The organism is Amycolatopsis ultiminotia (assembly GCF_039536925.1).
GTDB lineage: Bacteria > Actinomycetota > Actinomycetes > Mycobacteriales > Pseudonocardiaceae > Amycolatopsis > Amycolatopsis ultiminotia.
Window position 1 is genome coordinate 285,600 of record NZ_BAAAZN010000002.1, and the last position, 22,593, is coordinate 308,192.

The 22,593-nt window shown below is 70.4% G+C and carries 17 protein-coding genes; 11 read left to right on the forward strand and 6 right to left on the reverse strand.

All coding sequences use genetic code 11. The features are described from left to right. Positions 1 to 158: 158 nt before the first annotated feature. Positions 159 to 995 (forward strand): hypothetical protein, encoded by an 837-nt coding sequence (locus ABD793_RS06250; RefSeq protein ID WP_344856282.1) that lies wholly within the window; start codon positions 159 to 161, stop codon positions 993 to 995. A gap of 46 nt (positions 996 to 1,041) precedes the next feature. On the opposite strand, the gene ABD793_RS06255 is transcribed toward ABD793_RS06250, so the two are convergent. After that, the gene (locus ABD793_RS06255) at positions 1,042 to 2,301 is read right to left on the reverse strand and encodes a YihY/virulence factor BrkB family protein (RefSeq protein WP_344856284.1); all 1,260 of its coding nucleotides are present in this window, start codon (positions 2,299 to 2,301) and stop codon (positions 1,042 to 1,044) included. 235 nt (positions 2,302 to 2,536) lie between these two features. On the opposite strand from ABD793_RS06255, the gene ABD793_RS06260 reads away from it, so the two are divergent. From ABD793_RS06260 to ABD793_RS06280, 5 genes are all read left to right on the forward strand, one after another. Beyond that, the gene (locus ABD793_RS06260; RefSeq protein ID WP_344856286.1) at positions 2,537 to 4,282 is read left to right on the forward strand and encodes a DEAD/DEAH box helicase; all 1,746 of its coding nucleotides are present in this window, start codon (positions 2,537 to 2,539) and stop codon (positions 4,280 to 4,282) included. A 343-nt stretch (positions 4,283 to 4,625) separates the two neighbouring features. Continuing rightward, positions 4,626 to 5,765 carry a sugar ABC transporter substrate-binding protein gene (locus tag ABD793_RS06265; RefSeq protein WP_344856288.1) on the forward strand — a complete coding sequence of 380 codons (1,140 nt, stop codon included), beginning with the start codon at positions 4,626 to 4,628 and terminating at the stop codon, positions 5,763 to 5,765. A gap of 93 nt (positions 5,766 to 5,858) precedes the next feature. Next, positions 5,859 to 6,632, forward strand: a complete 774-nt coding sequence (locus ABD793_RS06270; protein WP_344856290.1) for an ATP-binding cassette domain-containing protein — start codon at positions 5,859 to 5,861, stop codon at positions 6,630 to 6,632. Positions 6,633 to 6,652: 20 nt separating this feature from the next. Then, the gene (locus tag ABD793_RS06275) at positions 6,653 to 8,086 is read left to right on the forward strand and encodes a sugar ABC transporter permease (RefSeq protein WP_344856292.1); all 1,434 of its coding nucleotides are present in this window, start codon (positions 6,653 to 6,655) and stop codon (positions 8,084 to 8,086) included. Positions 8,087 to 8,108: 22 nt separating this feature from the next. Next, positions 8,109 to 9,278, forward strand: a complete 1,170-nt coding sequence (locus ABD793_RS06280) for an ROK family protein (protein WP_344856293.1) — start codon at positions 8,109 to 8,111, stop codon at positions 9,276 to 9,278. 847 nt (positions 9,279 to 10,125) lie between these two features. Here ABD793_RS06280 and ABD793_RS06285 read toward each other — a convergent pair. Beyond that, a complete protein-coding gene (locus tag ABD793_RS06285) occupies positions 10,126 to 10,305 on the reverse strand; it encodes a DUF7455 domain-containing protein (protein WP_344856295.1) in 180 nt (59 codons plus the stop codon). A gap of 342 nt (positions 10,306 to 10,647) precedes the next feature. Between ABD793_RS06285 and ABD793_RS06290 the strand changes: the two genes are divergently transcribed. The 3 genes from ABD793_RS06290 to ABD793_RS06300 are packed head-to-tail and all read left to right on the forward strand — an operon-like array spanning position 10,648 to position 13,601. Further along, positions 10,648 to 11,442: an EamA family transporter gene (locus tag ABD793_RS06290; protein ID WP_344856296.1), complete on the forward strand. Its 795-nt coding sequence runs from the start codon at positions 10,648 to 10,650 to the stop codon at positions 11,440 to 11,442. A 47-nt stretch (positions 11,443 to 11,489) separates the two neighbouring features. Further along, positions 11,490 to 12,833, forward strand: a complete 1,344-nt coding sequence (locus tag ABD793_RS06295; RefSeq protein WP_344856297.1) for a type I glutamate--ammonia ligase — start codon at positions 11,490 to 11,492, stop codon at positions 12,831 to 12,833. Positions 12,834 to 12,860: 27 nt separating this feature from the next. Then, positions 12,861 to 13,601 carry a DUF6885 family protein gene (locus tag ABD793_RS06300; RefSeq protein WP_344856299.1) on the forward strand — a complete coding sequence of 247 codons (741 nt, stop codon included), beginning with the start codon at positions 12,861 to 12,863 and terminating at the stop codon, positions 13,599 to 13,601. Here the strand turns inward: ABD793_RS06300 and ileS are convergent, their stop codons facing one another. Both ileS and ABD793_RS06310 read right to left on the reverse strand, forming a co-directional pair. Continuing rightward, a complete protein-coding gene (gene ileS / locus ABD793_RS06305) occupies positions 13,602 to 16,718 on the reverse strand; it encodes an isoleucine--tRNA ligase (RefSeq protein ID WP_344856301.1) in 3,117 nt (1,038 codons plus the stop codon). 22 nt (positions 16,719 to 16,740) lie between these two features. Continuing rightward, complete coding sequence (locus tag ABD793_RS06310; RefSeq protein WP_344856303.1) at positions 16,741 to 18,186, reverse strand: APC family permease; 1,446 nt, start codon at positions 18,184 to 18,186, stop codon at positions 16,741 to 16,743. Between the two features lie 327 nt (positions 18,187 to 18,513). On the opposite strand from ABD793_RS06310, the gene ABD793_RS06320 reads away from it, so the two are divergent. Further along, positions 18,514 to 18,897 (forward strand): hypothetical protein, encoded by a 384-nt coding sequence (locus ABD793_RS06320; protein ID WP_344856305.1) that lies wholly within the window; start codon positions 18,514 to 18,516, stop codon positions 18,895 to 18,897. 20 nt (positions 18,898 to 18,917) lie between these two features. Beyond that, positions 18,918 to 19,913, forward strand: a complete 996-nt coding sequence (locus tag ABD793_RS06325) for a phosphotransferase family protein (RefSeq protein ID WP_344856307.1) — start codon at positions 18,918 to 18,920, stop codon at positions 19,911 to 19,913. Here ABD793_RS06325 and ABD793_RS06330 read toward each other — a convergent pair. Next, positions 19,890 to 20,822, reverse strand: a complete 933-nt coding sequence (locus tag ABD793_RS06330) for a DUF3592 domain-containing protein (RefSeq protein ID WP_344856309.1) — start codon at positions 20,820 to 20,822, stop codon at positions 19,890 to 19,892. The genes ABD793_RS06325 and ABD793_RS06330 overlap by 24 nt on opposite strands. An 80-nt stretch (positions 20,823 to 20,902) precedes the next feature. Continuing rightward, on the reverse strand, positions 20,903 to 22,591 hold the full coding sequence (locus tag ABD793_RS06335) for an ABC transporter family substrate-binding protein (RefSeq protein ID WP_344856312.1): 1,689 nt from the start codon (positions 22,589 to 22,591) through the stop codon (positions 20,903 to 20,905). Positions 22,592 to 22,593: the final 2 nt, after the last annotated feature.

The following is a 22,593-nucleotide window of genomic DNA, read 5'->3' on the forward strand; positions in this document are numbered from 1 at the left end:
GGCGGCCGTTCGCGCGAGTGGTCGCCGTTCGTGTGCGGGTGGGCGGGCACTCCTGTGCGGACAAACGCGAAGAACCTTCACTCCGGTGGCCCTGTCGGGGGTGGCGGGCTGGTAGATCTGCTGCGCGTCCGAGTCCGTTGTTCCTGCAGGAGTGCTGTATGCGCAAGACCGGGGTTGTCCTGTCGATCGCTGTGGTGGTCGCCGGCGTGGTGCCTGGGGTGGCTGAGGCCGTTACCGGGTGGAACACCGTCGGGTCGGATCGGGCTCGGCCGCTTGACGAGAGTCAGGGGCTGGCCACCGTCGAGCGTTCCTCGGGTACCGACATCCGCTACACCGGGGTCGGCACCGTCGACGCCGGGCTCGCCACGCAGGGCTGGACGCACATCGGCGACCCCGGTTCCGCGAAGGGCTGGTACGTCGAGCCTTACCAGCGCGACGACCGCGGCGGGAAACTCTTCCGCGTCGAAGCCCCCGACGGCACCACCGCCGACTACCAGCACGCGCTGGAATCGTGGGAGGCCAACAACAATTCCTTCGCCGCGGTGTCGCCGGACGCCCGGTGGCTGGTGTCCGGCGAGTTCGGCACGATGGACCGGCTGATCGTCTACCCGATGCCCGGCGTCGCGGCCACCGATCCGGCGGAGAACCTGCCGTATGCCTCCTCCATCAAGCTCGATCACCAGGTGCGCGACGTCCAGGGCTGCGACTTCGTGTCCGATTCGCGGTTGCTGTGCTCGTCCGACGATCCGGACGGCAGCCTCTTCGGCACCACCAAACCCCTGCTGCAGGTCGATCTCGACGGCGGGCTGTCCGACTCCGACGTGTCCGGGCATGTGACCTCGCTCGGCCAGCTGCCGCTGGAAAGCGGGTGCGACGGGGACTTCGAGACCGAGGGCATCGACTTCGACGAGCGGGACGGCACCCTGCGGGTCGTGGTCGTCTCGCCGGGTGCCTGCGTGGCGATCGACAGCAAGACCTGGCGCTTCCAGCAGTGACAGCTGCGACCGGTGCGACAGCTGCGACCGGTGCGACCTGTGCAGCTCACCCGTCGCGCCGGTCGGGTCCTTCCCGGCTTCCGGCGTCCGTGCGTTTGGGCCGCCGCAACGGGATCGTGGTGCGGTCCCAGAGCCGGCGGCCCTCCTCGGTGCGGATCCGTTCGTTCGCGCGTTCCATCTCCAGCCGGCGCCAGCGGCGGCGCTGCCTGCGCGTCGGGCGGGCGGGCCACAGCTCCTGGATCGCGCTGTTGAAGTAGGCGCCGCCGACCACGGCGAGGCCGATGAAGAACATCAGCAGCAGGAACGCGATCGGGGCGGCCAGCGCGCCGTAGGTGTAGCCGGTCTTGGTGATCCAGTTGAGGTAGATGCGCAACCCGATACTGGACACCAGGAACACCACCATGGCCAGCACCGCGCCGGGCAGTCCGCGATGCCAGGGCAGCCTGCGCGGCAGCGCCAGCTTGTACAGCGTGGTCAGCGCCAGCACGATCATCACGCCGAGCACCGGGTAGTAGAGCGTGCCCACCCAGGACGACACCGTCGGCCGCCAGTCGTCCGGGAAGAACTCCGGCAGCAGGTCCGGGCCGATCGCCAGCAGCGGCAGCCCGATCACCAGGACGACCAGCCCGCACAGGTACAGCAGCAGCGCGAAGATCCGCTGCCACACCTCGTTGCGCACGCCGTACTGGTCGTGCGCGACGGTGATCGCGTCGACGAACGACGACATCGCCGACGAGCCAGCCCACAGCGAGATGACGAAGCCGATCGAGACGATCTCGCCCTTGCCGACGGTGAGGATGCTGTTCACCGTCGGCTCGATGATCTCGGCGACCGCGTTCTGGCTGAAGATGGTGCGGCAGAACGTGATGATCCGGTCGTGCACGGCGGCCACCACGCCCTGGCCGAACCACTCGCCGATGAACCCGAGACTGCCGAGCAACCCGAGCAGCAGCGGCGGCAGCGACAGCGTCTGCCAGAACGCGGCCTCCGCCGCCTCGGAGAAGATGTTGCCGTCCCACGCCTTCGCGAGGGTGCGGGTGAGGAGCCGCCACGGCCCCTTGCGTGCGGTCTTCTCCGGCTCGGCGGGCTGCGCGGCTGCTTCGGCGGGCCGGGAGTGCACCGGCGGTTCGGCGGGCGGAGGCGTTGCAGGCACGGCGTCGCTCGCCGCGGCGCTGCCCGGCCCGTCGTGGTCCGGCTGGGTTCCGTGGGGCGCGGAATTCCCGGGCAGGGCGCCGTCCCGCGGCATCTCGTCCGCCGCGGTGCCCGTCGCCTCGTCCGAGGCTGCCGTCCCGGCGTCCCGTCTCACCTCACGCATGGTGGGTCCCAGCATGGTCCATGCCCGGGTTTTTGGCTCGTCGCCCCGGCGTCGCGTCCGCGTGTCGGGCGACACCGGCCGTGCCGGTGCCGGGCGGGCGGCGGGCCGGAAGGTAGGCTGAGCGGCGTGCCCTCATCGCGGCAGCCGGCGCCGAAGCCGGTGCCACCGTGGGGGTTTTCGCACGTCACGGCCGCCGCCGGCGGTCGAAGGAGGGGGTGAGCCGAGGTTGTCCGAGACGACCCAGGGGGTTCTCGGGGCACCGCCCGCCGGGCAGGACGCCACCGCGCGGCCGCTGCGTGCCTGGCAGCGCCGGGCGCTCACGAAATACCTGACCACGAGGCCGAAGGACTTCCTCGCGGTCGCCACGCCCGGCGCGGGCAAGACCGTGTTCGGGCTCCGGATCGCCGCCGAGCTGCTTTCCGACCGCACGGTCGAGGCGGTCACCATCGTCACCCCGACCGAGCACCTCAAGCACCAGTGGGCGTCCGCGGCCGCCGCGGCCGGCATCCCGATCGACTCGAACTTCCGCAACACCACCGGGGTCACCTCCCGCGACTACCGCGGCGTCGCGGTGACCTACGCGCAGGTGGCCGCGCACCCCACGCTGCACCGGGTGCGCACGGAAAACCGCAAGACACTGGTGATCCTCGACGAGATCCACCACGCGGGCGACGCGAAGTCGTGGGGTGACGCGACGCGCGAGGCGTTCACGCCCGCGGTGCGCAGGCTCGGCCTCACCGGCACCCCGTTCCGCAGCGACGATTCGGCGATCCCGTTCATCACCTACGAACCGGATGCAGGCGGGTTCCAGCGCAGCAAGGCCGACCACTCCTACGGGTACGCCGACGCGCTCGCCGACGGTGTGGTCCGGCCGGTGGTGTTCCTCGCCTACTCCGGTGAGGCGTCCTGGCGCACCAGCGCGGGGGAGGAGTTCACCGCGCGGCTGGGCGAACCGCTCACCGCCGAGCAGAACGCCCGCGCCTGGCGCACCGCGCTCGATCCGGCGGGCGAGTGGGTCCCGGCGGTGCTCAACGCGGCCGACACCCGGCTCACGCAGGTCCGCCAGCGCGTACCGGACGCCGGTGGCCTGGTCATCGCGACCGACCAGGAATCCGCCCGCGCGTACGCGAAGATCCTGCAGCGCATCTCCGGTGAAATGCCCACGCTCGTGCTGTCCGACGATCCGAAGGCCTCCGGCCGGATCAAGGAGTTCGCCGAGACCACCGAACGCTGGATCGTCGCGGTGCGGATGGTGTCCGAGGGCGTCGACGTACCGCGGCTCGCGGTCGGGGTGTACGCGACCAGTGCGTCCACCCCGCTGTTCTTCGCACAGGCCATCGGCCGCTACGTGCGGGCGCGGCGCAAGGGCGAGACGGCGAGTGTGTTCCTGCCGAGCGTGCCGGTGCTGCTGGAGCTGGCCAGCGAGCTGGAAGCGCAGCGCGACCACGTGCTCGGCAAACCGCACCGGGAGAAGGAAGGCTGGGACGACGAGCTGCTCGCCCAGGCCAACCGCACCGAGGACGAACCCGGCGAGGAGGAGAAGGCGTTCACCTCGCTCGGCGCCTCCGCCGAACTGGACCAGGTGATCTACGACGGCAATTCGTTCGGCACCGCGGTGTTCTCCGGCTCCGAGGAGGAGCAGGAGTACCTCGGCCTGCCGGGGCTGCTGGAGCCGGACCAGGTCCGCGCGCTGCTGCGCAAGCGGCAGGAGGAACAGCTCGCGGACGACAAGCGGCGCCGGCCGGACAAGGACGGCGAACCCGCCCCCGCGGCCCGGCCGCAGTCGGTGAGCGAACGGCTGGGGACGCTGCGCAAGGAGCTGAACGCCCTCGTCGGCATGTACCACCACCGCACGAAGAAGCCACACGGTGCAATCCACAACGAGCTACGCAGGGTGTGCGGCGGCCCGCCCACTGCGATGGCGACGGTGGAACAGCTCGAAGAGCGGATCGTCACGCTGCGTTCCTGGTGATCCACCCGACGTACCGGGATTCCGCCCGGACGTCGGTCTCCCGGCCCGGCCGGGCGCACCCGCGATCACGCGGTGTGCCGCCCGGGTCCGGGCCGGAGGTATGCGCGGGACCGATGGTCGGGATTTCGGTAACTCTCAGTACGTGGCAGGGATCACTCTGTCAGCGTAAGCGCCGTTTCCGGCCCTTGTTGCCGAACCGTGTCCATAAGGTGTCGATCCATCGATCCAGCCATCTTCCGCGCGGCCGTCCGGAGACATATGTTGTCGGCCACAACATATGCGCGACGGTGCGCCGGCCTCCCCGGAATCACCGCCCGCGAGCTTGACTCCGGAAGGAACGAGGATGCGCAGAACCCTTACCCTCCTCGCCGCCACGATGAGTGCCGGCCTGGCGCTCACCGCATGCGGTGCCAACAGCTCGAACTCCGGGGGCTCGGGGGACGACAGCTCCTCCTCCTCCGCGGCCGCCCCCGCCGGTGGCGGGGCCAACGGCAAGGTCGGCGTGATCCTGCCGGAGACCGCCACCTCGGCCCGCTGGGAAGCGTTCGACAAGCCGATGCTGCAGGCCGCCCTGCAGGCACAGGGTTTCTCCTCGGACATCCAGAACGCCCAGGGCGACAACCAGAAGTTCTCCACCCTCGCCGACGGCTTCATCAGCCAGGGTGTCAAGGTCCTGATCATTGCACCGTCCGATCCGGCGGTCGGCGCTTCGATCGAGGCCAAGGCGAAGACCGCGGGCATCCCGGTCATCGACTACGACCGCCCGAGCCTGGGCGGTTCGGCCGACTACTACGTCTCCTTCGACAACGAGAAGGTCGGCGAGATCCAGGCGCAGGGCCTGGTCGACGCGCTGAAGGGCAAGCAGGGCGCGAACATCGTGCAGATCGAGGGCGCACCGACGGACAACAACGCGACCCTGTTCGCCGACGGCCACGACAAGATCCTCAAGCCGCTGTACGCCTCCGGCCAGGCGCACCTGGTCCAGAAGCAGGCGATCAACGACTGGGACCCGCAGGTCGGCGGTACCACCTTCGAACAGATCTTCAGCCGTGCCAACGGCAAGGTCGACGGTGTCGTGGCGGCGAACGACGAGCTGGCCGGCGCGGTCATCACCGTGCTGAAGAAGAACGGCCTCAACGGCAAGGTCCCGGTCACCGGCCAGGACTCCACCGCGGCCGGCCTGCAGGCCATCCTGCGCGGCGACCAGGCGCTGACCATCTTCAAGCCGATCAAGCAGGAAGCCGACAACACCGCGAAGCTGGCCGCGGCGCTGGCCAAGGGCGACAGCGCGGCCGCGGACGCGATCGCGACCGGCAAGCTGCACGACCCGAAGAACAACCGCGACCTGAAGTCGGTGCTGCTGGCCCCGCAGCTGATCACCGCCAACGAGATCAAGAACGTCGTCCAGCAGGGCTACGTGAAGGCCTCGGAGATCTGCGTCGGCGACCTCGCCGCCAAGTGCTCCGAGCACGGCATCTCCTGAGCCTGCCGCGGTAGCACCCCAGAGCACCGGGCCGGGACGCGTGCCCCGACCACGCGTCCCGGTCCGGTCCCCACGCGAGAGACAAGCGAAGCCATGAGTGACCCCATTCTCGACATCAAAGGCCTGAACAAGAGCTTCGGCCCGGTCCACGTCCTGCACGACGTGGACTTCGCCGTGCGGGCGGGCGAAGTGACCGCGCTCGTCGGTGACAACGGGGCAGGCAAGTCCACCCTGGTCAAATGCGTCGCGGGCATCCACCCGTACGACACCGGCGCGGTGCGCTTCGACGGCAAGGAAGCGCACATCCACGGGCCGAAGGACGCCGCCGAGCTCGGCATCGAGGTCGTGTACCAGGACCTCGCGCTGGCCGACAACCTCGACATCGTGCAGAACATGTTCCTCGGCCGCGAGCGGGGCAGCGGCTGGCTGCTCGACGAGGCCAGCATGGAGAAGGCCGCGCGCGAAACGCTGGCCTCGCTGTCGGTCCGCACGGTGAAGTCCGTGCGGATGCCGGTTTCCGCACTCTCGGGCGGGCAGCGCCAGACCGTCGCGATCGCGAAATCGGTGCTGTGGAACAGCAAGGTCGTCATCCTCGACGAGCCGACCGCGGCGCTCGGCGTCGCGCAGACCCGGCAGGTGCTCGACCTCGTCCGCAGGCTCGCCGAACAGGGCCTCGGTGTGGTGCTGATCAGCCACAACATGGCCGACGTGTTCGAGGTGGCCGACCGCGTCGACGTGCTCTACCTGGGCAGGCTCGTGGCGGAGGTCATGACCAAGGACGTGACGCACAGCCAGGTCGTCGAACTCATCACCGCGGGCCGGTCGGGCGAGCTCGGCCTGGCCCGCCCCGAAGCCGTTGCGCTGTGAGCAGCGAGGAAGAACCCGTCATGACTGAGACCCCCGCGAAGCCCGCGGACCAGGAGGCGCCGAGCGGCGCGATCTCCGACTTCGGCATCGACACCACGTCGATGTCCACCGGCGAAGCGATCAAGGACTACTTCGCGCGGATGAAGGACGGCCAGCTCGGCTCCATCCCCGCCGTACTGGGCGTGATCGTGCTGGCGATCCTGTTCAGCGCGCTCTCCGGAGAATTCTTCACCCTGCGCAATATCGCGAACCTGCTCGAACAGGGCGCGGGCCAGACCATCATCGCGATGGGCATCGTGTTCGTGCTGCTGCTCGGCGAGATCGATCTGTCCGCCGGTACCGCCTCCGGCGTGTGCGCCGGGCTGATGGCCCTGCACTACGTACGGGGCGGCAACCTGCTGGGTTCGATGGGCACCGGGGTGTTCGTCACCTTCATCGTGGTGCTCGTCATCGCGGTCGCGCTGGCGCTGCTGCAGCGGATCTGGGCAGGTGCGGTGATCGCGCTCGCCGGCATCGTGATCATCCTCGTCGGCGCTCCGGTGAACGCGTGGGTGGAGATCGCGATCGCGGTCTGCACCGGTACCGCGATCGGCTGCATCACCGGGTTCCTGGTGTCGAAGATCGGGATGCCGTCGTTCGTCGTGACGCTGGCGCTGTTCATCGTGTGGCAGGGCGTGCTCCTGCAGTTCATCGGTGAGGGCGGCACGCTGCCGATCAGCACCAGCGACACGCTCAACGCGGTGGCCAACGGAAACCTCTCGGTGGTCGGCAGCTGGATCCTGTTCATCGTGGCGGCCGGCGGGTACGCACTGGTGGCCCTCGGACAGCACTTCTCGCGGCGCAAGCGGGGCCTGGTGGTGCAGCCGACGCCGATCGTGCTGTTCAAGGTCGGCTTGGTCGCGGTGCTGTCCGCGCTGGCGACCTACCTGCTCACGGTCAACCGCTCGTCCAACGACCTGGTGAGCATCGAGGGCGTGCCGTACGTGGTGCCGATCGTGCTGGTGCTGCTGTTCGCGGGCACCTACGTGCTCAACCGGACCCGCTACGGCAGGCACCTGTACGCGGTCGGTGGCAACAAGGAGGCCGCCCGGCGCGCCGGGATCAACGTGCCGAAGCTGCGGACCAGCGTGTTCGTGATCAGCTCGTCGCTGGCCGCGATCGGCGCGATCGTGTACTCGTCGAAGATCGGCGCGGTGAACCCGCAGTCCGGTGGCCTCAACACACTGCTGTTCGCGGTGGGCGCGGCGGTCATCGGCGGTACGTCGCTCTTCGGTGGCAAGGGACGGATCATCGACGCGGTGATCGGTGGTGCCGTGCTGGCGATCGTGAACAACGGCCTCGGGCTGCTGCAGCAGTCGGCGGCGGTGGTGAACATCGTGACCGGCCTGGTGCTGATGCTGGCGGCCACGGTCGACGCGTTGTCCAGGAGACGAGCCGAGGCATCGGCGCGCTGAGGGCCGATGGGACGATGATCTGGTGAGCAGCTCGCCCGTTGCCCGCCCGGACGAGGTGCGCCGGCACAACCGCACAACCCTGCTGCGGCTGCTGCACGTCGGCGGGCCGAGCACCCGGGCGGCGCTGGCCACCGAGCTGGGGCTGAACCGGAGCACGATCAAGACCCTCGTCGACGGCCTCGCCGAGGCAGGCGTCGTCGAGGAGCGGGTGCCGAGACCGGGACGAGGGGCAGGCCGCCCCTCGCTCCTGGTCCTGCCGCAGCCGCACGCCGCGGTCGTGCTCGCGGTCGACCTGCAGGTCGAGCACGTGGCGATCGCGCTGGTCGGGCTCGGCGGGCAGATCCTGGCCCGCGACAGCTGGAACCTGCGCGGCCCCACGCGCACCGCCGACGAGGTGATCACGCACGTGATCGAGTCGACCAGGGTGCTCGCCGGCGACCTCGGGGCGGACCCGGTGGCCGCAGGCATCTCGGTACCCGGCGTCGTGCGGCGGGCGGACGGGTACGTGCACGAGGCGCCCAACCTGCGCTGGACCGACGTCGCACTCGGCGAGCGCCTGACCAGCGTGCTGCGGATCCCCATCCTGGTCGGCAACGACGCCGAACTGGGCGCGGTCGCCGAGCACCTGCGCGGCGCGGCCCGCGGTTCGTCCGACGCGGTGTACGTCTCGGCCGACGTCGGCGTTGGCGGCGGGGTGATCGCGCAGGGTTCGTCGCTGCGCGGGGGAGCGGGCTACGTCGGGGAGATCGGCCACATGGCGATCCGCCCCGGCGGACGGCCCTGCTACTGCGGCAGCAGCGGCTGCTGGGAGACCGAGATCGGCGAGGCGGCGCTGTGCCGCGCACTGGGCCTGCCGGAGGAAACCCCGCGCGGCGCGATCCTGGTGGAGCTGCGAGAACTGGCCCGTGACCCGGAGGCGGCGCTGGCCCGGCTGTCGGAGTTCACCGAGTGGCTCGCGCTGGGCCTGGTGAACGTGGTGAACCTGCTCGGCCCGCAACTGGTGGTACTCGGCGATCTGCTGACAGTGCTGCCGGATCCGGTGATCCGCGCGGTCGGCGCGGAGGTCCGCCGCCGAAGCCTGGTGAGCCGCGCAGTCGGCGGGATCCGCATCGTGAGCTCCGCACTGGGCGCGGACGTGAAACTGCTGGGCGCAGCGGAAGTGGCCTTCGAAACGGTGCTGGACACGGTCTGATTCCGGGGAACCACGGGACTTCACCGGGGTTGCCCCGGATCGGGTGGGGTTCGGTCGGGTTGCCGCGGACGGGTGGGCTCCGCCGGGGGGCTGGGACTACCACGGGGCTGCCGCGGAGGGGCTGGGACCACCACGGGCCGCCGCGAAGGGGCTGGCCTGGCCGGGCCAGTCCCGCGTTTCCGCCGGGCGATGGGGGCTGCCGCCATGTCTGCTGGGTTTCACCCACTGGGACCGCCACGGTTGCGCAAACGTCTCACATTATGGGAGTACCCGGGTGGCGTAGTGGTGTTTCACGATCTGGAAGCCGGCAGCGGCGGGCGGCGCTTCGGTTGCCGGGTTCAGTCCTCGCCGACGGCGGTCGTGATGACGGTGCCGGTGCGTCGGGACCGGCGGGTTCGGCGGTGGTGTTCCAGCATTTGGGAGCCGACGGTGGTGGACCGGTGTTTCAGCTGGTCGGGACCAACAGTGGTCGGCGGTGTTGCGGTCAGCGGCGGGGGTGCTCGACCGTCGTGCGCGGTCTGCGGCGCGCGTAGACCGGCGACGGCGACAGCCTGGGTGGCTGGAGCCTGGGTGGCTGGTCGAGGCCATGGCGGTAACGGCCGTGGCGCCGGTAGTGGCGGCGGGTAGCGGCAAACCTGCGTGTTCAGCAGCGTGTGCGGCGAACGCGGCCGACAGTGTGCGTGCTCGGCGCAATGCCGTTGCCCACCTGGCTTTTCCCGCCCCTGACCGGTGTTGTGCGTGGTGACCTGTCGGGCTCACCGGGAGTTCCGTATCTGGTCCGGAACGGCCGGAGGCGGCAGGTGCATCGGGCACCTGCCGCCTCCGGGACGAAAGTTCTCGAGGCTTGCTACTTCTGGATCTCCGCGGCGAGCTCCTTGAGCTTCGCCTCGTACTCGCGGGCGTGGTGACCGCAGAAGAGCAGCTCGCCTCCGGAGCTGAGGACGGCGCGTACCTGAGCTGCTGCTCCGCACCGGTCACAACGGTCGACGGCGGTCAATTCGGGGCGGGTGAGCGTCGGTGATGTCATGGGGGTCTCCCTCCGTCCCGGTACCGGTTTCCCGGTACCTCGATCCAGCTACGCCCACTTCGGTCCTGATGCCTTCGGCGGGGATCGCTTCCGGCTCCGCGGTGTTCGTGCTTCCACTCTTGCAGACGTTTCGCAGCCCGCAAGTGTTCCCGCGCCGGTGGGAGCTGCGTCACGCCGAATTACCCCGGTTGCCGTAGTGCGGTGCGACTTGCGCACTTCCCGGATACCCGCCGGTGCGGGTTTTCCGTGGTCAGGCACCATTCGGGGGTGGGTTATGCAGGCTATGGAAAGCGCTTGCGCGCGATTCCGGCACCGGTCTTGTTCGTTCTCAGCGGAATTTCCATGTATGCCGGTGCGGCCATCGCGGTCGGGCTTTTCGGGCACGCCACACCGGCCGGGGTGGCCTGGTTGCGCTGCCTCGGCGCCGCGGTGCTGCTGCTGGTGTGGCGACGGCCGCCGATGGCCGCGTGGCGGGGTCGCCGGCTGCTGCTCGCAGGCACCTTCGGCGTGGTCACGGCGGGCATGAACGTGGCGTTCTACGAGGCGATCGCGCGGCTTCCGCTGGGCACCACGGTGGCACTGGAGTTCGTCGGCCCGGTGGTCGTCGCGGCGGCCGGATCGCGCAGCCGGCGGGACGTCGGCGCGCTCGTGCTGGTGGTGGCCGGGGTGGCTGCGATCGCCGACGTGCGGCTGTCCGGCAGCGCGCTCGGCGTCGCGTTCGCGCTGGTCGCCGCGGCCGCCTGGGCCGGGTACATCGTGCTCGGCAAGCGGGTCGCGCTCGACGGGGACGGCATCGATGCGCTGGCGGTCGGCTTCGCGGTGGCGACGGTGGTGCTCGCGCCGCTCGCGCTCGGCACCGCCGAGGTGTGGTCTTCGCCACGTCTGCTGGTTCTCGGCATCGGGGTGGGCGTGCTGTCCACCGTGGTGCCCTACGTGCTCGACCAGATCGTGTTGCGCCGGCTCGGCCGGGCCGGGTTCGCGGTGCTGCTGGCGTTGCTGCCGGTCACCGCGGGCGTGCTGGGGTTCGTCGTGCTGGCCCAGGTGCCCAGCCTGCCCGAGGCGCTCGGCACGCTCGCCGTGGTGGCCGGGATCGCGCTGCGCAGCCGGGACGGTGCAGCGGCCGAACCACCCGGCTGAACGAGGGCGGGAACGGGATACTGGCCGGGAGCCCGAGGAGGTTGGCCATGACCAAGGCGGCGTCGGCGGCGGCGAAGGACCTGGCTGCGGCGGGAGTCGGCGGGGTGCACCTCGCCTGGGCGGACAACAACGGCATCCCGCGTTCGCGGATCGTGCCGGTCGGCGGGCTGGCCGACGCCGCGGTCCGCGGGGTCGGCGCCACCACGCTGTTCGCCGTGTTCGACAGCCACGACGTGATCACCTACGGCCATCCCGGCCTCGCGACGCCCTCGGGCGACCTGCGGCTCGTGCCGGTGGTGGAACGGCTGCGCCGGCTGTCCGGGCAGCCCGCGCTCGCCTTCGCGCCGGTCCGGCAGGTCGCCGCGGACGGGGCGCCCTGGCCGTACTGCCAGCGTTCGGTGCTGGAACGGCAGGTGGCCGAGGCGGCTCGGCGTGGCCTCGAGTTCCGGGCGGGCTACGAACTGGAGTTCACCGTCACCCCGGCAGGCAGTGCCGAGCTGCCCGGCCATCCCGGTCCGGCCTACAGCCCGCATGCGCTGGTCGGGCTCGACGGGTTCGTGGCCGCGCTGCTGCACGACTTCGCCGGAAACGGCCTGGGGATCGGGCAGCTGCACGCGGAATACGGCGCTGCCCAGCTCGAAGTGTCGCTGGCTGCAACGGATCCGCTGTCCGCGGCCGACGACCAGCTGCTCGCCCGCCAGACCATCCACGCCGCCGCGCACGCGCACGGGCTGCGGGTGAGCTTCGCGCCGGTGCCCGATCTCGCCACCGCAGGCAACGGCTGGCACCTGCACACCTCCGTGCGCCGCAAGGGCCGCAACCTGCTTGCCGGCACCGGCCTTCCGGCCGGGGACGGTGCGGGTTACGTCGGCGGGCTGCTGCGCGACCTGCCCGCACTGACCGCGATCACTGCTCCCAGCGTGCCCTCCACACTGCGGCTGCGGCCGGGATTTTTCGCCGGGGCGTACGGATTCTGGGGAGTGGAGAACCGCGAGGCGCCGCTGCGGTACGTGCCGGGGTCGGCGATGCTCGGCGAGGGCCATGCGAACGTCGAGCTGAAAACCTCCGACGCGTCGGCCAATCCGTACCTCGCACTCGCGGTGGTCCTCGCCGCCGGGATGGCAGGTATCGAGGAAGGCGTGGTTCCGCCGGAGCCGATCGCGCAGGATCCGGGCGGCTGGAGCGAACGCGAACGGGAGACCCACGGGGTACGGCCGTTGCCGTCGGATCCCGCCGGGCAGGACGCGGCATTGCTGGCCTGTCCGCGGATTTCCGAGGTGCTCGGCACCGAACTGCTGGGTGCCTTCCGCGCGGTCCGGGCGTCGGACGCGGCCTGGGCGGCCGAGCGGACTCCGGAGGAAATCGTCGCGGCACACCGGTGGCGGTACTGAAACAACCGTGTGGAAGTGTGCGTGGTGATGTCTTCCGATCTGGACGAGACCGGGCTGTCGGGCGTGCACTGGCTTCCCGGCGGTGCGCGGCTGGTCGCCGAGGCGCGTGCGGAACTGCCGCAAAAGGACGGTCTCGCCGCGGCGTTCAGCGCATTGGCGATCCTGCGCGCGGCGGGTATCGCGGTGTCCGATCAGGACGAGGTCGCGGTGGCCGCGGGCACGGTCCGGGGTTCCGCGCCGCTGCCACCGGGTGCCGCCGCCCGCACGGATTTCCGGCTTCCCGTTCCACGGGACGCGGCACGGGCGGGTACCTCCGCGGCCGGGATCGCGGGCGCCATCGAGACGTTGTCGGACCACCGGCTCGCGGTGGTCCCGGTGACCGGTCCATGGCGCACCGAAACGGTTTTCGACCTCCTGCTCGAACTGTGGGACCTGCCGCGGGTGGCCGTGCTCGCCAGGGTCGATCCGGCGGAGCTGGGTGCGCCGGACACCCCGGAACGGGCGCTGACGGACTACCTCGACACCGGCATCCCTCCACTGTGGACGAACCGGTGGCGGCCGCCCGCACCGCACCACCTCTTGGTGGCCGGGGCGCGGATCGGTGCGGAAGGCACGCTGCTGTCCGTTATGGACACTTACCGGGAACTCGGCGTGGACGGCGTGCACGAGCAGCCGCTCGAGTGGGTCACCGCGGCGCTCGGCACGGTACTGCTGGTGGCCGATGCCGACCACGCGTCGTCCTTGGCGCGTGCGGCATCTGGCCGGTGATCAGCTGCGGCGCAGCCAGAAGGTGAGGCCGAGTCCCGGTTCGGTGAACGGCTTGCCCGCCCACTCCGGCGCACCGGGCTCGAAGACCGTGGCCAGCACCTCGTCCGCGACCAGTGCGCGGTGCTCGGCCAAGGCTTCCGCGGTCTCGTCCGACGTGGTGCGGTAACGCAGTTCGATCCGGTCGGAGACGTCCAGGCCACTCGATTTGCGCGCGTCCTGGATGAGCCGGATCGCGTCGCGGGCCAGGCCGGCACGGCGCAGCTGCGGAGTCAGGGCCAGGTCCAGTGCGAGCGTCGCACCGGCTTCGGAGACCGCTGCCCAGCCCTCGCGCGGGGTTTCGGTCACGATCACCTCCTCCGGCGACAGCGCAACGGGTTCGCCGTTGACCTGCACGGTTGCCGTGCCGGCAGCGAGATCCCGCTGCAGTGCCGCCGCGTCGGCCGCGGCGATCGCCTTGGCGACCTCCTGGACGCCCTTGCCGAACCGCTTGCCGAGCGGGCGGAAATTGGCCTTCGCCGTGGTGTCCACGAGCGGGCCGCCGGCCGCGGCGAGGCCCAGCACGGCCCCGACGTTCAGTTCGGCGGCGATTTCCGCCAGCAGCTCCGGGTCGAGACCGGCGAAGCCCGGTCCGGACGCGAGCGCGCGGGACAGCGGCTGCCGGATCTTCACCCCCGATTCGGCCCGCGCGGTGCGGCCCAGCTCGACCAGCCTGCGGACCAGGTCCATCCGCTCCCGCAGCACCGGATCGACGAGGGTCTCGTCGGCGACCGGATACGCCGCGAGGTGCACCGAAAGCGGGGCGTCCGGCTCGGCGGGCAGCACGAGGTCCTGCCACACCCGCTCGGTGACGAACGGCGTGATCGGCGCCAGCAGCAGGGTCACCGTCCGCACTGCCTCGTGCAGGGTGGCCAGCGCGGCCGGGTCGCCCCGCCAGAAGCGGCGGCGGCTGCGGCGTACGTACCAGTTGGACAGCTCGTCGACGAAGCCGGCGAGCAGCCGGCCCGCCTCCTGCAGGTCGAACGCCTCCATCGCGGCGTCCGTGCGGCGCACGAGGTCGTGCAGTTCCGAGAGCAGCCAGCGGTCCAGCACCGGCCGCTGCGCCGGCGCCGGGTCCGCGGCCGAGGGTACCCAGCCTGCCGTGCGGCCGTAGAGCGCCTGGAACGCGACGGTGTTCCAGTAGGTCAGCAGCGTCTTGCGGACGGCTTCCTGCAGGGTGGTGTCCCCGACCCGCCGGTTCGCCCACGGTGAGCCGACCGCGGCCATGAACCACCGCACGGCGTCCGCGCCGTGCCGCTCCAGCAGCGGCAGCGGCTCCAGGACGTTGCCGAGGTGCTTGGACATCTTCCGGCCGTCCTCGGCCACGATGTGCCCGAGGCAGACGACGTCCTCGTACGCACAGCGGTTGAAGACCAGCGTGCCCACCGACATCAGGGTGTAGAACCAGCCCCGCGTCTGGTCGATCGCCTCGCAGATGAACTGCGCGGGATAACTGCTCTCGAACAGCTCCCGGTTCCGGTGCGGATACCCGAACTGCGCGAACGGCATCGAGCCCGAGTCGTACCAGGCGTCGATCACCTCCGGTACGCGCCGGGCGGTTTTCCCGCAGTGGCAGGCAAAAGTGATCTCGTCGAGGTACGGGCGGTGCGGGTCCACATCGGATACGTCGCGGCCGGCCAGCGCACCGAGCTCGGCGAGCGAGCCGACGCAGGTGAGGTGCTCGTCCGGGCACCGCCAGATCGGCAGCGGCGTGCCCCAGTACCGCGACCGCGACAGCGCCCAGTCGACGTTGTTGGCCAGCCAGTCGCCGTACCGGCCGTGCTTGATCGTCTCCGGATGCCAGGTGGTGCGCTCGTTCTCCCGCAGCATGGCCTCCCGTACCGCGGTGGTGCGCACGTACCAGGACGGCTGTGCGTAGTAGATCAGCGCGGTGTGGCAACGCCAGCAGTGCGGGTAGCTGTGTTCGTACGGCTGCTCCCGCAGCAGCAGGCCGCGCTCGCGCAGGTCGGCGACGAGCGTGGCGTCGGCCGTCTTGAAGAACATCCCGCCGACGAGTGGCACCTCGGGTTCGAACGTGCCGTCCGGCCGGACCGGGTTGACCATCGGCAGGCCGTAGGCACGGCAGCTGGCGAGGTCGTCCGCACCGAAGGCGGGGGACTGGTGCACGAGACCGGTGCCGCTCTGCGTGGTGACGTAGTCGGCGAGCAGGACGAAGTGCGCGTCCGGCACCTCGACCAGGTCGAACGGACGGCGGTAGGTCCAGCGCTCCAGCTCCCGGCCGGTGAACGACTCCCCGGTGCGCGTCCAGCCTTCGCCCAGTGCCTGCTCGACGAGCTCGTCCGCGACCACCAGGCGTTCCTCGCCGTCGGTGGCCACCGCGTAGCCGACGTCGGGATGCGCGGCCACCGCGGTGTTCGACACCAGCGTCCACGGCGTGGTCGTCCAGACCAGCAGCGCGGCCGCGCCGGCCAGCGGTCCCGAGGTCAGCGGGAACCGGACGAAGACCGACGGGTCCACCTCGGTCTCGTAGCCCTGGGCCAGTTCGTGGTCGGAAAGCGCGGTCTGGTCCCGCGGGCACCACGGCGCGACGCGGAAGTCCTCGACCAGCAGGCCGTGGTCGAAGATCCGCTTGAGCGACCACCACACGGACTCGATGTACTCCGGGTCCATGGTCCGGTAGGCGGCGCTCAGGTCGACCCAGTAGCCCATCCGCTCGGTCAGCTCGGCGAACGCGTCGGTGTGCCGGGTGACCGATTCGCGGCAGCGGGCGGTGAACTCGGCGATGCCGTACTTCTCGATGTCCGGTTTCCCGGTGAGCCCGAGTTCCTTCTCCACGGCCAGTTCCACCGGCAGGCCGTGGCAGTCCCAGCCGGCCTTGCGGGCCACGTGGTAGCCCTTCATCGTCCGGTGCCGCGGGAAGACGTCCTTGAACACCCGGCTTTCGATGTGGTGCGTGCCCGGCATGCCGTTGGCGGTGGGCGGGCCCTCGTAGAAAATCCAGCCGGGCCCGCCCTCGGTCTGCGCCAGGCTGCGGGCGAACACGTCGTTCGCCCGCCAGAATTCGAGCACCTCGTGATCGAGGCCGGGCAGGTCCACCTGCGCGGGCACCGGGTTGTACATGTGCCCACGATAAGAGGCGCCGCTAGTCCTTTTCGCGGCCGGCGAGCCGGGAGTGCTTGCGCCCGTAGAAGTAGTAGATGAGCAGGCCGACCACGAGCCAGGCGGCGAACCGGATCCAGGTGAGCACGTCGAGGTTGAGCATCAGGTAGAAGCACGCCACTGCGGCGATGATCGGCACCACCGGGGAGAACGGGACGGTGAACGGGCGCTTGAGGTCCGGCCGCCGCTTGCGCAGCACCGGCACCGCCACCGCGACGATGATCATCGCCGACAGTGCGCCGATGCTGACCATGTCGGACAGTGCGTCGATCGGCACGAAGGCGGCGAGCGCGGCGATCAGCACCGCGCCGCCGATGGTCATCCGGTGCGGGGTGCCCCAGCGCGGGTGCGCGGTGCCGATTGCCTTCGGCAGCAGGCCGTCGCGGCCCATTGCGAAGCCGATCCGGCCGATGGTCACCAGTTCCACCATCATCACCGAGGTCAGCCCGGTCACCGCGCCGAGCGAGATCAGCGCGCCGACCCAGTGCTGGCCGACGCTGTCGAACGCGGCCGCGAGCGGGGCGCCGGCGTCGATGTCGGTGTAGGGGACCATGCCGGTGAGCACGATCGAGACGGCGACGTAGAGCACCGCGCACAGGGCGAGCGCGCCGAGGATGCCCACGCGCAGGTCCTTGCGCGGGTTGACGGTTTCCTCACCGAGGTTGGCGAGCGCTTCGAACCCGGTGTAGGAGAAGAACACCACGGCCGCCGCGGCCACGATGCCGGCAATGCCGTACACCGACTGCTGCATGCCCAGCGCGGCCTGCACCACCGGCTGCTCCAGCACCGCGGAGCCACCCGACGGCGGCTGGGCCGGCGGCACGAACGGGGTGAGGTTGGCGCCCTTGATGAAGAACACGCCCACCACGATGATCAGCACGCACACCGAGACCTTCACGATCACCAGCAGGTTGGTCAGCCAGGACGAGTACTTGATGCCCAGCACCGCGACCACGGTGAGCACCGCGATGATGAGCACCGCGCCCACGTTGACCTTGGCGTCCTCGCCGAACCAGTCGGGGGACAGGCCGAGCAGGTTGGCCAGGTACCCGGACCAGCCGCGGGACACCACTGCGGCACCGAGCGCGAACTCCAGCAGCAGGTCCCACCCGATGATCCAGGCGAACACCTCACCGAGCGTGGCGAACGCGTAGGTGTAGGCACTGCCCGCGGTCGGCACGCTGGAGGCCAGCTCCGCGTAACACAGTGCGGCGAGCCCGGCGACCACCGCGCCGATCACGAACGACAGCGTGACCGCGGGCCCGGCATGGTCCTTGGCCTCGACCCCGGCGAGGGTGAAGATGCCGGTGCCGATGATGATGCCGACCCCGAAGCCGACCAGATCCCGTCCCCTGAGCCGCCGCTTCAGCTCGCCGGAGTCCTGTCGCTTCAGGACCTCGTCCACGTCCAACGTTCTGCGCACACCCATGGGGGAACGTTAGAAGCTCAGCGCGCTCCGCGCAGATCGGCCGGACGGCTGAACATCGGCGGTCAGCCCGGCACCCTGGACCCGGGCATCTGCACCGCGGCCACGCCGATGTGCAGGCGGGCGCCGATTTCCGCGTTCGACAGGCCCGCGCCGGGGCAGCCGGGCACCTCGCGTTCTCGGTCGCCGAGGGGTGTGCTGCTCGGGCTCCTGCTGGTGGCCCGCGGTGCCGGCGGGCTGGTCAACCGGCTTGCCGGGGGCGACTGGTTCCGTGCAGTTGCACCTGCTGCGGCATCTGGACGGCGCGGTCCTGAGGCTTATCCTGGGTGCGTGGCCGTCGCTACCGGCAGCGTGGCCGGGTCGCTCGTCCTGTTCGCCGTGGTCAGTCTTGCCCCCTCGGCGTTGTTCTGGGCTGCTCTGCGGATCCCGGCGCTGTGTCGCCGCCGGCCGCGGCCGGTTCCGGCCGGACCGCCGGTGGAGCGCGTCGCCGCCGATCTGCGCCGGGTCCGCCGGGTGCTGGCGAACTACCCGCCCGGTACGCCCGCCGCGCGGCGGATCGGCACCCGCCGGGCCTACGACGCCCTGCTGGTCACCGCCTGCCGCGAGGTGGGGGTGGCGCACCGGCTCGCCGAGCTGCCCGAAGGCGTCGACCGCGATCTGGAACGGCTGCGCGTCGAGGAGTCACTGTCACGTCGTGGCCTCGTGCTTTCCTGACGCCGTGGCACGATGTCCCGGTGGACTTCCACCCGCAGGACCGGCCCGCCGGCGCGTTCCAGCAGCCGCTCACCGCGCCGCTCGTCGAATTGCTGTGCCGTCGTTCGCTCGGCGCGGGCATCCGCGTGCTCGCGGCGACCGAACTGGGGCTGGGCGGCTACAACACGACCTACCGCGTCGAATTGGCCGACGGTCCGGTGATCCTGCGGGTGGCCCCGGAACCGGCGCGGCAGACCCGGATCGAACCGCAGTTCATGCGCAACGAATACCTCGCCACGCCGTACTTCGCGCCGATCGCGCCACTGCTGCCGCGCACGCTCGCCGCCGACTTCACCCACCGGACGATCGGCCGGGACTACGTGCTGCAGGCCGTGCTCGACGGACGGCCCGCACCCGAGGTGCTGCCGAGCGTCGAACCCGCCGGGCACGGTCCCTACTTCCGTCGCCTCGGCGAGATCACCCGCGCGGTGCACGGCGTGCCCGGACCGGGTTTCGGGATGGTGTCGGGCCCGCACTTCGCCACGTGGAGCGAAACGCTGGTCCGGTACTTCGCGGACAGCGCCGCCGATCTCGACGACCTCGGGCTCGACGCGGCGGACGTGCGTGCGGTCGGCACCCACGCCGCACGCGACGCCGCGCTGCTCGACGAGATCACCGAACCCCGCTTGCTGCACGGCGATCTGTGGCACGTGAACGTGATGGTCTCCCCGGACCTGGAGATCACCGGCGTGTTCGACCACGACCGCAGCTGGTGGGGCGATCCGGCGGCGGACTGGCCGATCTTCATGGCGTCCGCGAAACCGGGCACCGCACGCGAGGCGTTCTGGGAAAGCTACGGACGGCTGGGCGAATCGCCCGAGGCACGGCGACGTGCGCTGTACTACCGGGCGCGGCACATCGCGGCCGTCCGGCTGGAACGTTATCGGCTCGGGAAGGAAGGCCGGCTGGCCGATTCGTACGCGGAGCTCGCCGAGGTGCTGGCGGAACTGGGCTCAGGACGGGTCGGAGCCGCGTAGCGCGGCCCACCAGAAGCCGAACATGGCCAGCAGCACGGTGACCGCGAGCCAGCCGCCGAACCCGCTGCCGTCGACGAACGCCCAGAACACCCCGACGACCGGGGCCACGGCCAGCACCGGCAGATCCGCACGGAACTGGCGGCGCAGCGGAACCGGCCGCGCCGCGGCTTCGCTGCGTTCCTCGTCCGGCTCGGCCGGGTTGTCGAGCCGGCGGCCGCGTGGCTCCGCCGAACGCACCGCACCGGCGGGGTAGAGCACCTCGCCGTCCACCCGGACCGCGACGTGCCGGTCCTGGCGCAGGTCGCCGAGCACCTCGACCTCGGCCGGCGTGGGCAGGCCGATCAGGCGCGGCGAGAAGTACACCGGAATCCACCGTGGCGAGGCACTTTCGGTCTCCAGCCAGGACCGGGTGAGCAAACCGCGCTGCAGTTTCACCCGGCGTACCGGCACCGCGGGCCGCACCCGGGCACGAGCGGGCCGGACGAACCGCGTCAGGAGCAGGAACCCGTCCACGGCCAGCACCGCCAGCGCGGCGACCACGGTGACCGTCGCGTACGTCGAGGCGCGGTCCGCACTGACCAGCGGGACGGCGCCGGGGATCGCCGCCCGCGCCGGATTCGCCGGGTCGTAGCGCACCGGTACCCGGCTGCCGTTCGCCGGGGGAGTGCTGTCCAGCTGCACGATGGCGCCTGCCTCCGGACGGCCCGGCACCGCGAACCGCACGGTGGCCGACCCGTCGCCGGAACCGGTCACGGTGGCCGTCGTCTGCGTGCTGAGCCCGTCGAGGGTGGCCCGTGCATGGCTGAACTCGAACAGCTGCAGCAGGAACACCACGGCGCAGGCGAACAGCACCACCCCGCTCGTGACGAGGATGTGGCGCACCGGCCGCAGCCGCAGGAAACTCCGCACGGGAGACCACCTTAGGTGTCTACAAAGGAAAGAGCGGCGCGGGCCGGGCCCGCGCCGCTCTCGTTCCGCTCGGGGAGCGGCTACTTCAGGAAGCCCATCTTGACGTAGTCGTACGGCGTGTTGGCGTACCCCGGCGAACCGAAGTTGCCCACCGTCTTGCGCACGGCGAAGCCACCCGGCGACTGGAAGATCGGGAGCTGGTGGCCCAGCGCCCAGACCTCCTTGTCCGCGGCGTTGATGTCCGCGGCGCGCTTGGTGTCGTCCAGCTCCTGCGACGCGGTGTCGAGCAGCTGGTTCACCTTGTCGTCGCCGACGTGGCCGTAGTTCTGGTTGATGTTGTTCGGGTCGTAGTAGTAGACGCCCTTGCTGCCGCCGATCGGGAAGGCGGTGGAGATCCAGCGGAACAGCGTCAGGTCGAAGTTGCCCACGTTCACGAAGTTCTTGAAGAACTCGCTGGTCGGCACCGACTGGACGTCCAGGTTCACGCCGATCGCCTTGAGCTGCGACTGCATGATCTGGCTGGTCTGCTGGCTGATCGGGGTTTCCGACGGGATCACCAGGCGGACCTTCAGCTGCTTGCCGTCCTTGGCGCGGAAGTCGCCGGACTGCTTCCAGCCCAGCTTGTCCAGCTGCGCTTTGGCCGCGTTCGCGTCGAACTTGTACGGGCCGGAGTGATCCTCGTAGGTCTTGGCGCCCTTGAGGTACAGGTGATTGCCCAGCGGTGCGGTGTCCTTCTGCATCTGGCCGAGGATCGACTTGGAGATGGTGACCGTGTCGATGCCCTTCATGATCGCCAGCCGCAGGTCCTTGTCGGCGAGGATCGACGACGAGGCACCGTTGAACGTCACGTGCGTGTAGTCCGGGTAGCTGGACTGCCGCACGACCGTGTTGGCGTCCGACTGCGCTCGCTTGAACAGGTTGATGTCGTTGTTCAGGTTGTAGAAGTCGATCTGGCCGTTGGCGAACGCGTCCGGCAGCGCGGAGCGCTCGACGACCTTGTAGGTGATCGTGTCCAGCTTCGGCTTGTCACCCCACCACGCCGGGTCGCGCTCGAGGATCACGGTCTTGCCGGTCTGGTCGACGGACTTGATCTTGAACGGTCCCGCCGTGAACGCCGGCTTCTGCGCCCAGCCCTTGTTGAAGGCCTCCGGGTCGGAGTTGAGTTCCTTCGGGTAAAGCGGTGAGAAGAGCGACTTCCACTCGGCGAACTTCTTGCCGAAGGTTACCTTCACGTCCTGGTCGTCGGTGCCCTTCTCGACCTTCGAGATGTCCTCGTAGCCCGTAGTGCCCGACACCTGGTAGGCGGTGTTCTTGCCGCTGAGGGCGGTCGCCTGCGCGGAGAAGTCCTCCCACGAGAACTGGCGGCCGTTGCCCCACTTCGCCTTCGGGTTGATCTTGTACTCGACCACCTGCGGATCCGAGCTGACCAGCTCGGCGGAGGTGACGTAGTTCTTGTTCAGCGAGACCGTCGCGTCCGAGTTCTGGGAGAACACGTACGGGATCACGGCGCCGATTATGTTGGCACCGTCGAGGAGCGTGCCGTCCACCTGGTTGTAGTTCCAGTTGTCCGGCAACTGGTCGACCGGCCACTTGAAGTCGCCGCCGTCCTTCAGCTTGTCCAGCGGCTGCTCGTTGATGTCGGCGGTCTTGACGCCCTGTGTCCCGGCGTCCTGCAGTCCGTTGCCGCCGCTGTTGCCGCCGCCGCAGGCGGTGAGCACGAGCCCCAGTGCGGCAACGGGAGCCACGAGTGCGGCCATTCTCCGTCGCATGG

What these genes read in the sequence shown, in the direction of transcription:
- ABD793_RS06250 (WP_344856282.1), top strand. Translation starts at nt 159, where the DNA reads ATGCGCAAGACCGGGGTTGTCCTGTCGATCGCTGTGGTGGTCGCCGGC.
- ABD793_RS06265 (WP_344856288.1), top strand. Translation starts at nt 4,626, where the DNA reads ATGCGCAGAACCCTTACCCTCCTCGCCGCCACGATGAGTGCCGGCCTG.
- ABD793_RS06270 (WP_344856290.1), top strand. Translation starts at nt 5,859, where the DNA reads ATGAGTGACCCCATTCTCGACATCAAAGGCCTGAACAAGAGCTTCGGC.
- ABD793_RS06275 (WP_344856292.1), top strand. Translation starts at nt 6,653, where the DNA reads ATGACTGAGACCCCCGCGAAGCCCGCGGACCAGGAGGCGCCGAGCGGC.
- ABD793_RS06285 (WP_344856295.1), bottom strand. Translation starts at nt 10,305, where the DNA reads ATGACATCACCGACGCTCACCCGCCCCGAATTGACCGCCGTCGACCGT.
- ABD793_RS06290 (WP_344856296.1), top strand. Translation starts at nt 10,648, where the DNA reads ATGTATGCCGGTGCGGCCATCGCGGTCGGGCTTTTCGGGCACGCCACA.
- ABD793_RS06295 (WP_344856297.1), top strand. Translation starts at nt 11,490, where the DNA reads ATGACCAAGGCGGCGTCGGCGGCGGCGAAGGACCTGGCTGCGGCGGGA.
- ABD793_RS06300 (WP_344856299.1), top strand. Translation starts at nt 12,861, where the DNA reads ATGTCTTCCGATCTGGACGAGACCGGGCTGTCGGGCGTGCACTGGCTT.
- ileS (WP_344856301.1), bottom strand. Translation starts at nt 16,718, where the DNA reads ATGTACAACCCGGTGCCCGCGCAGGTGGACCTGCCCGGCCTCGATCAC.
- ABD793_RS06310 (WP_344856303.1), bottom strand. Translation starts at nt 18,186, where the DNA reads ATGGGTGTGCGCAGAACGTTGGACGTGGACGAGGTCCTGAAGCGACAG.
- ABD793_RS06335 (WP_344856312.1), bottom strand. Translation starts at nt 22,591, where the DNA reads ATGCGACGGAGAATGGCCGCACTCGTGGCTCCCGTTGCCGCACTGGGG.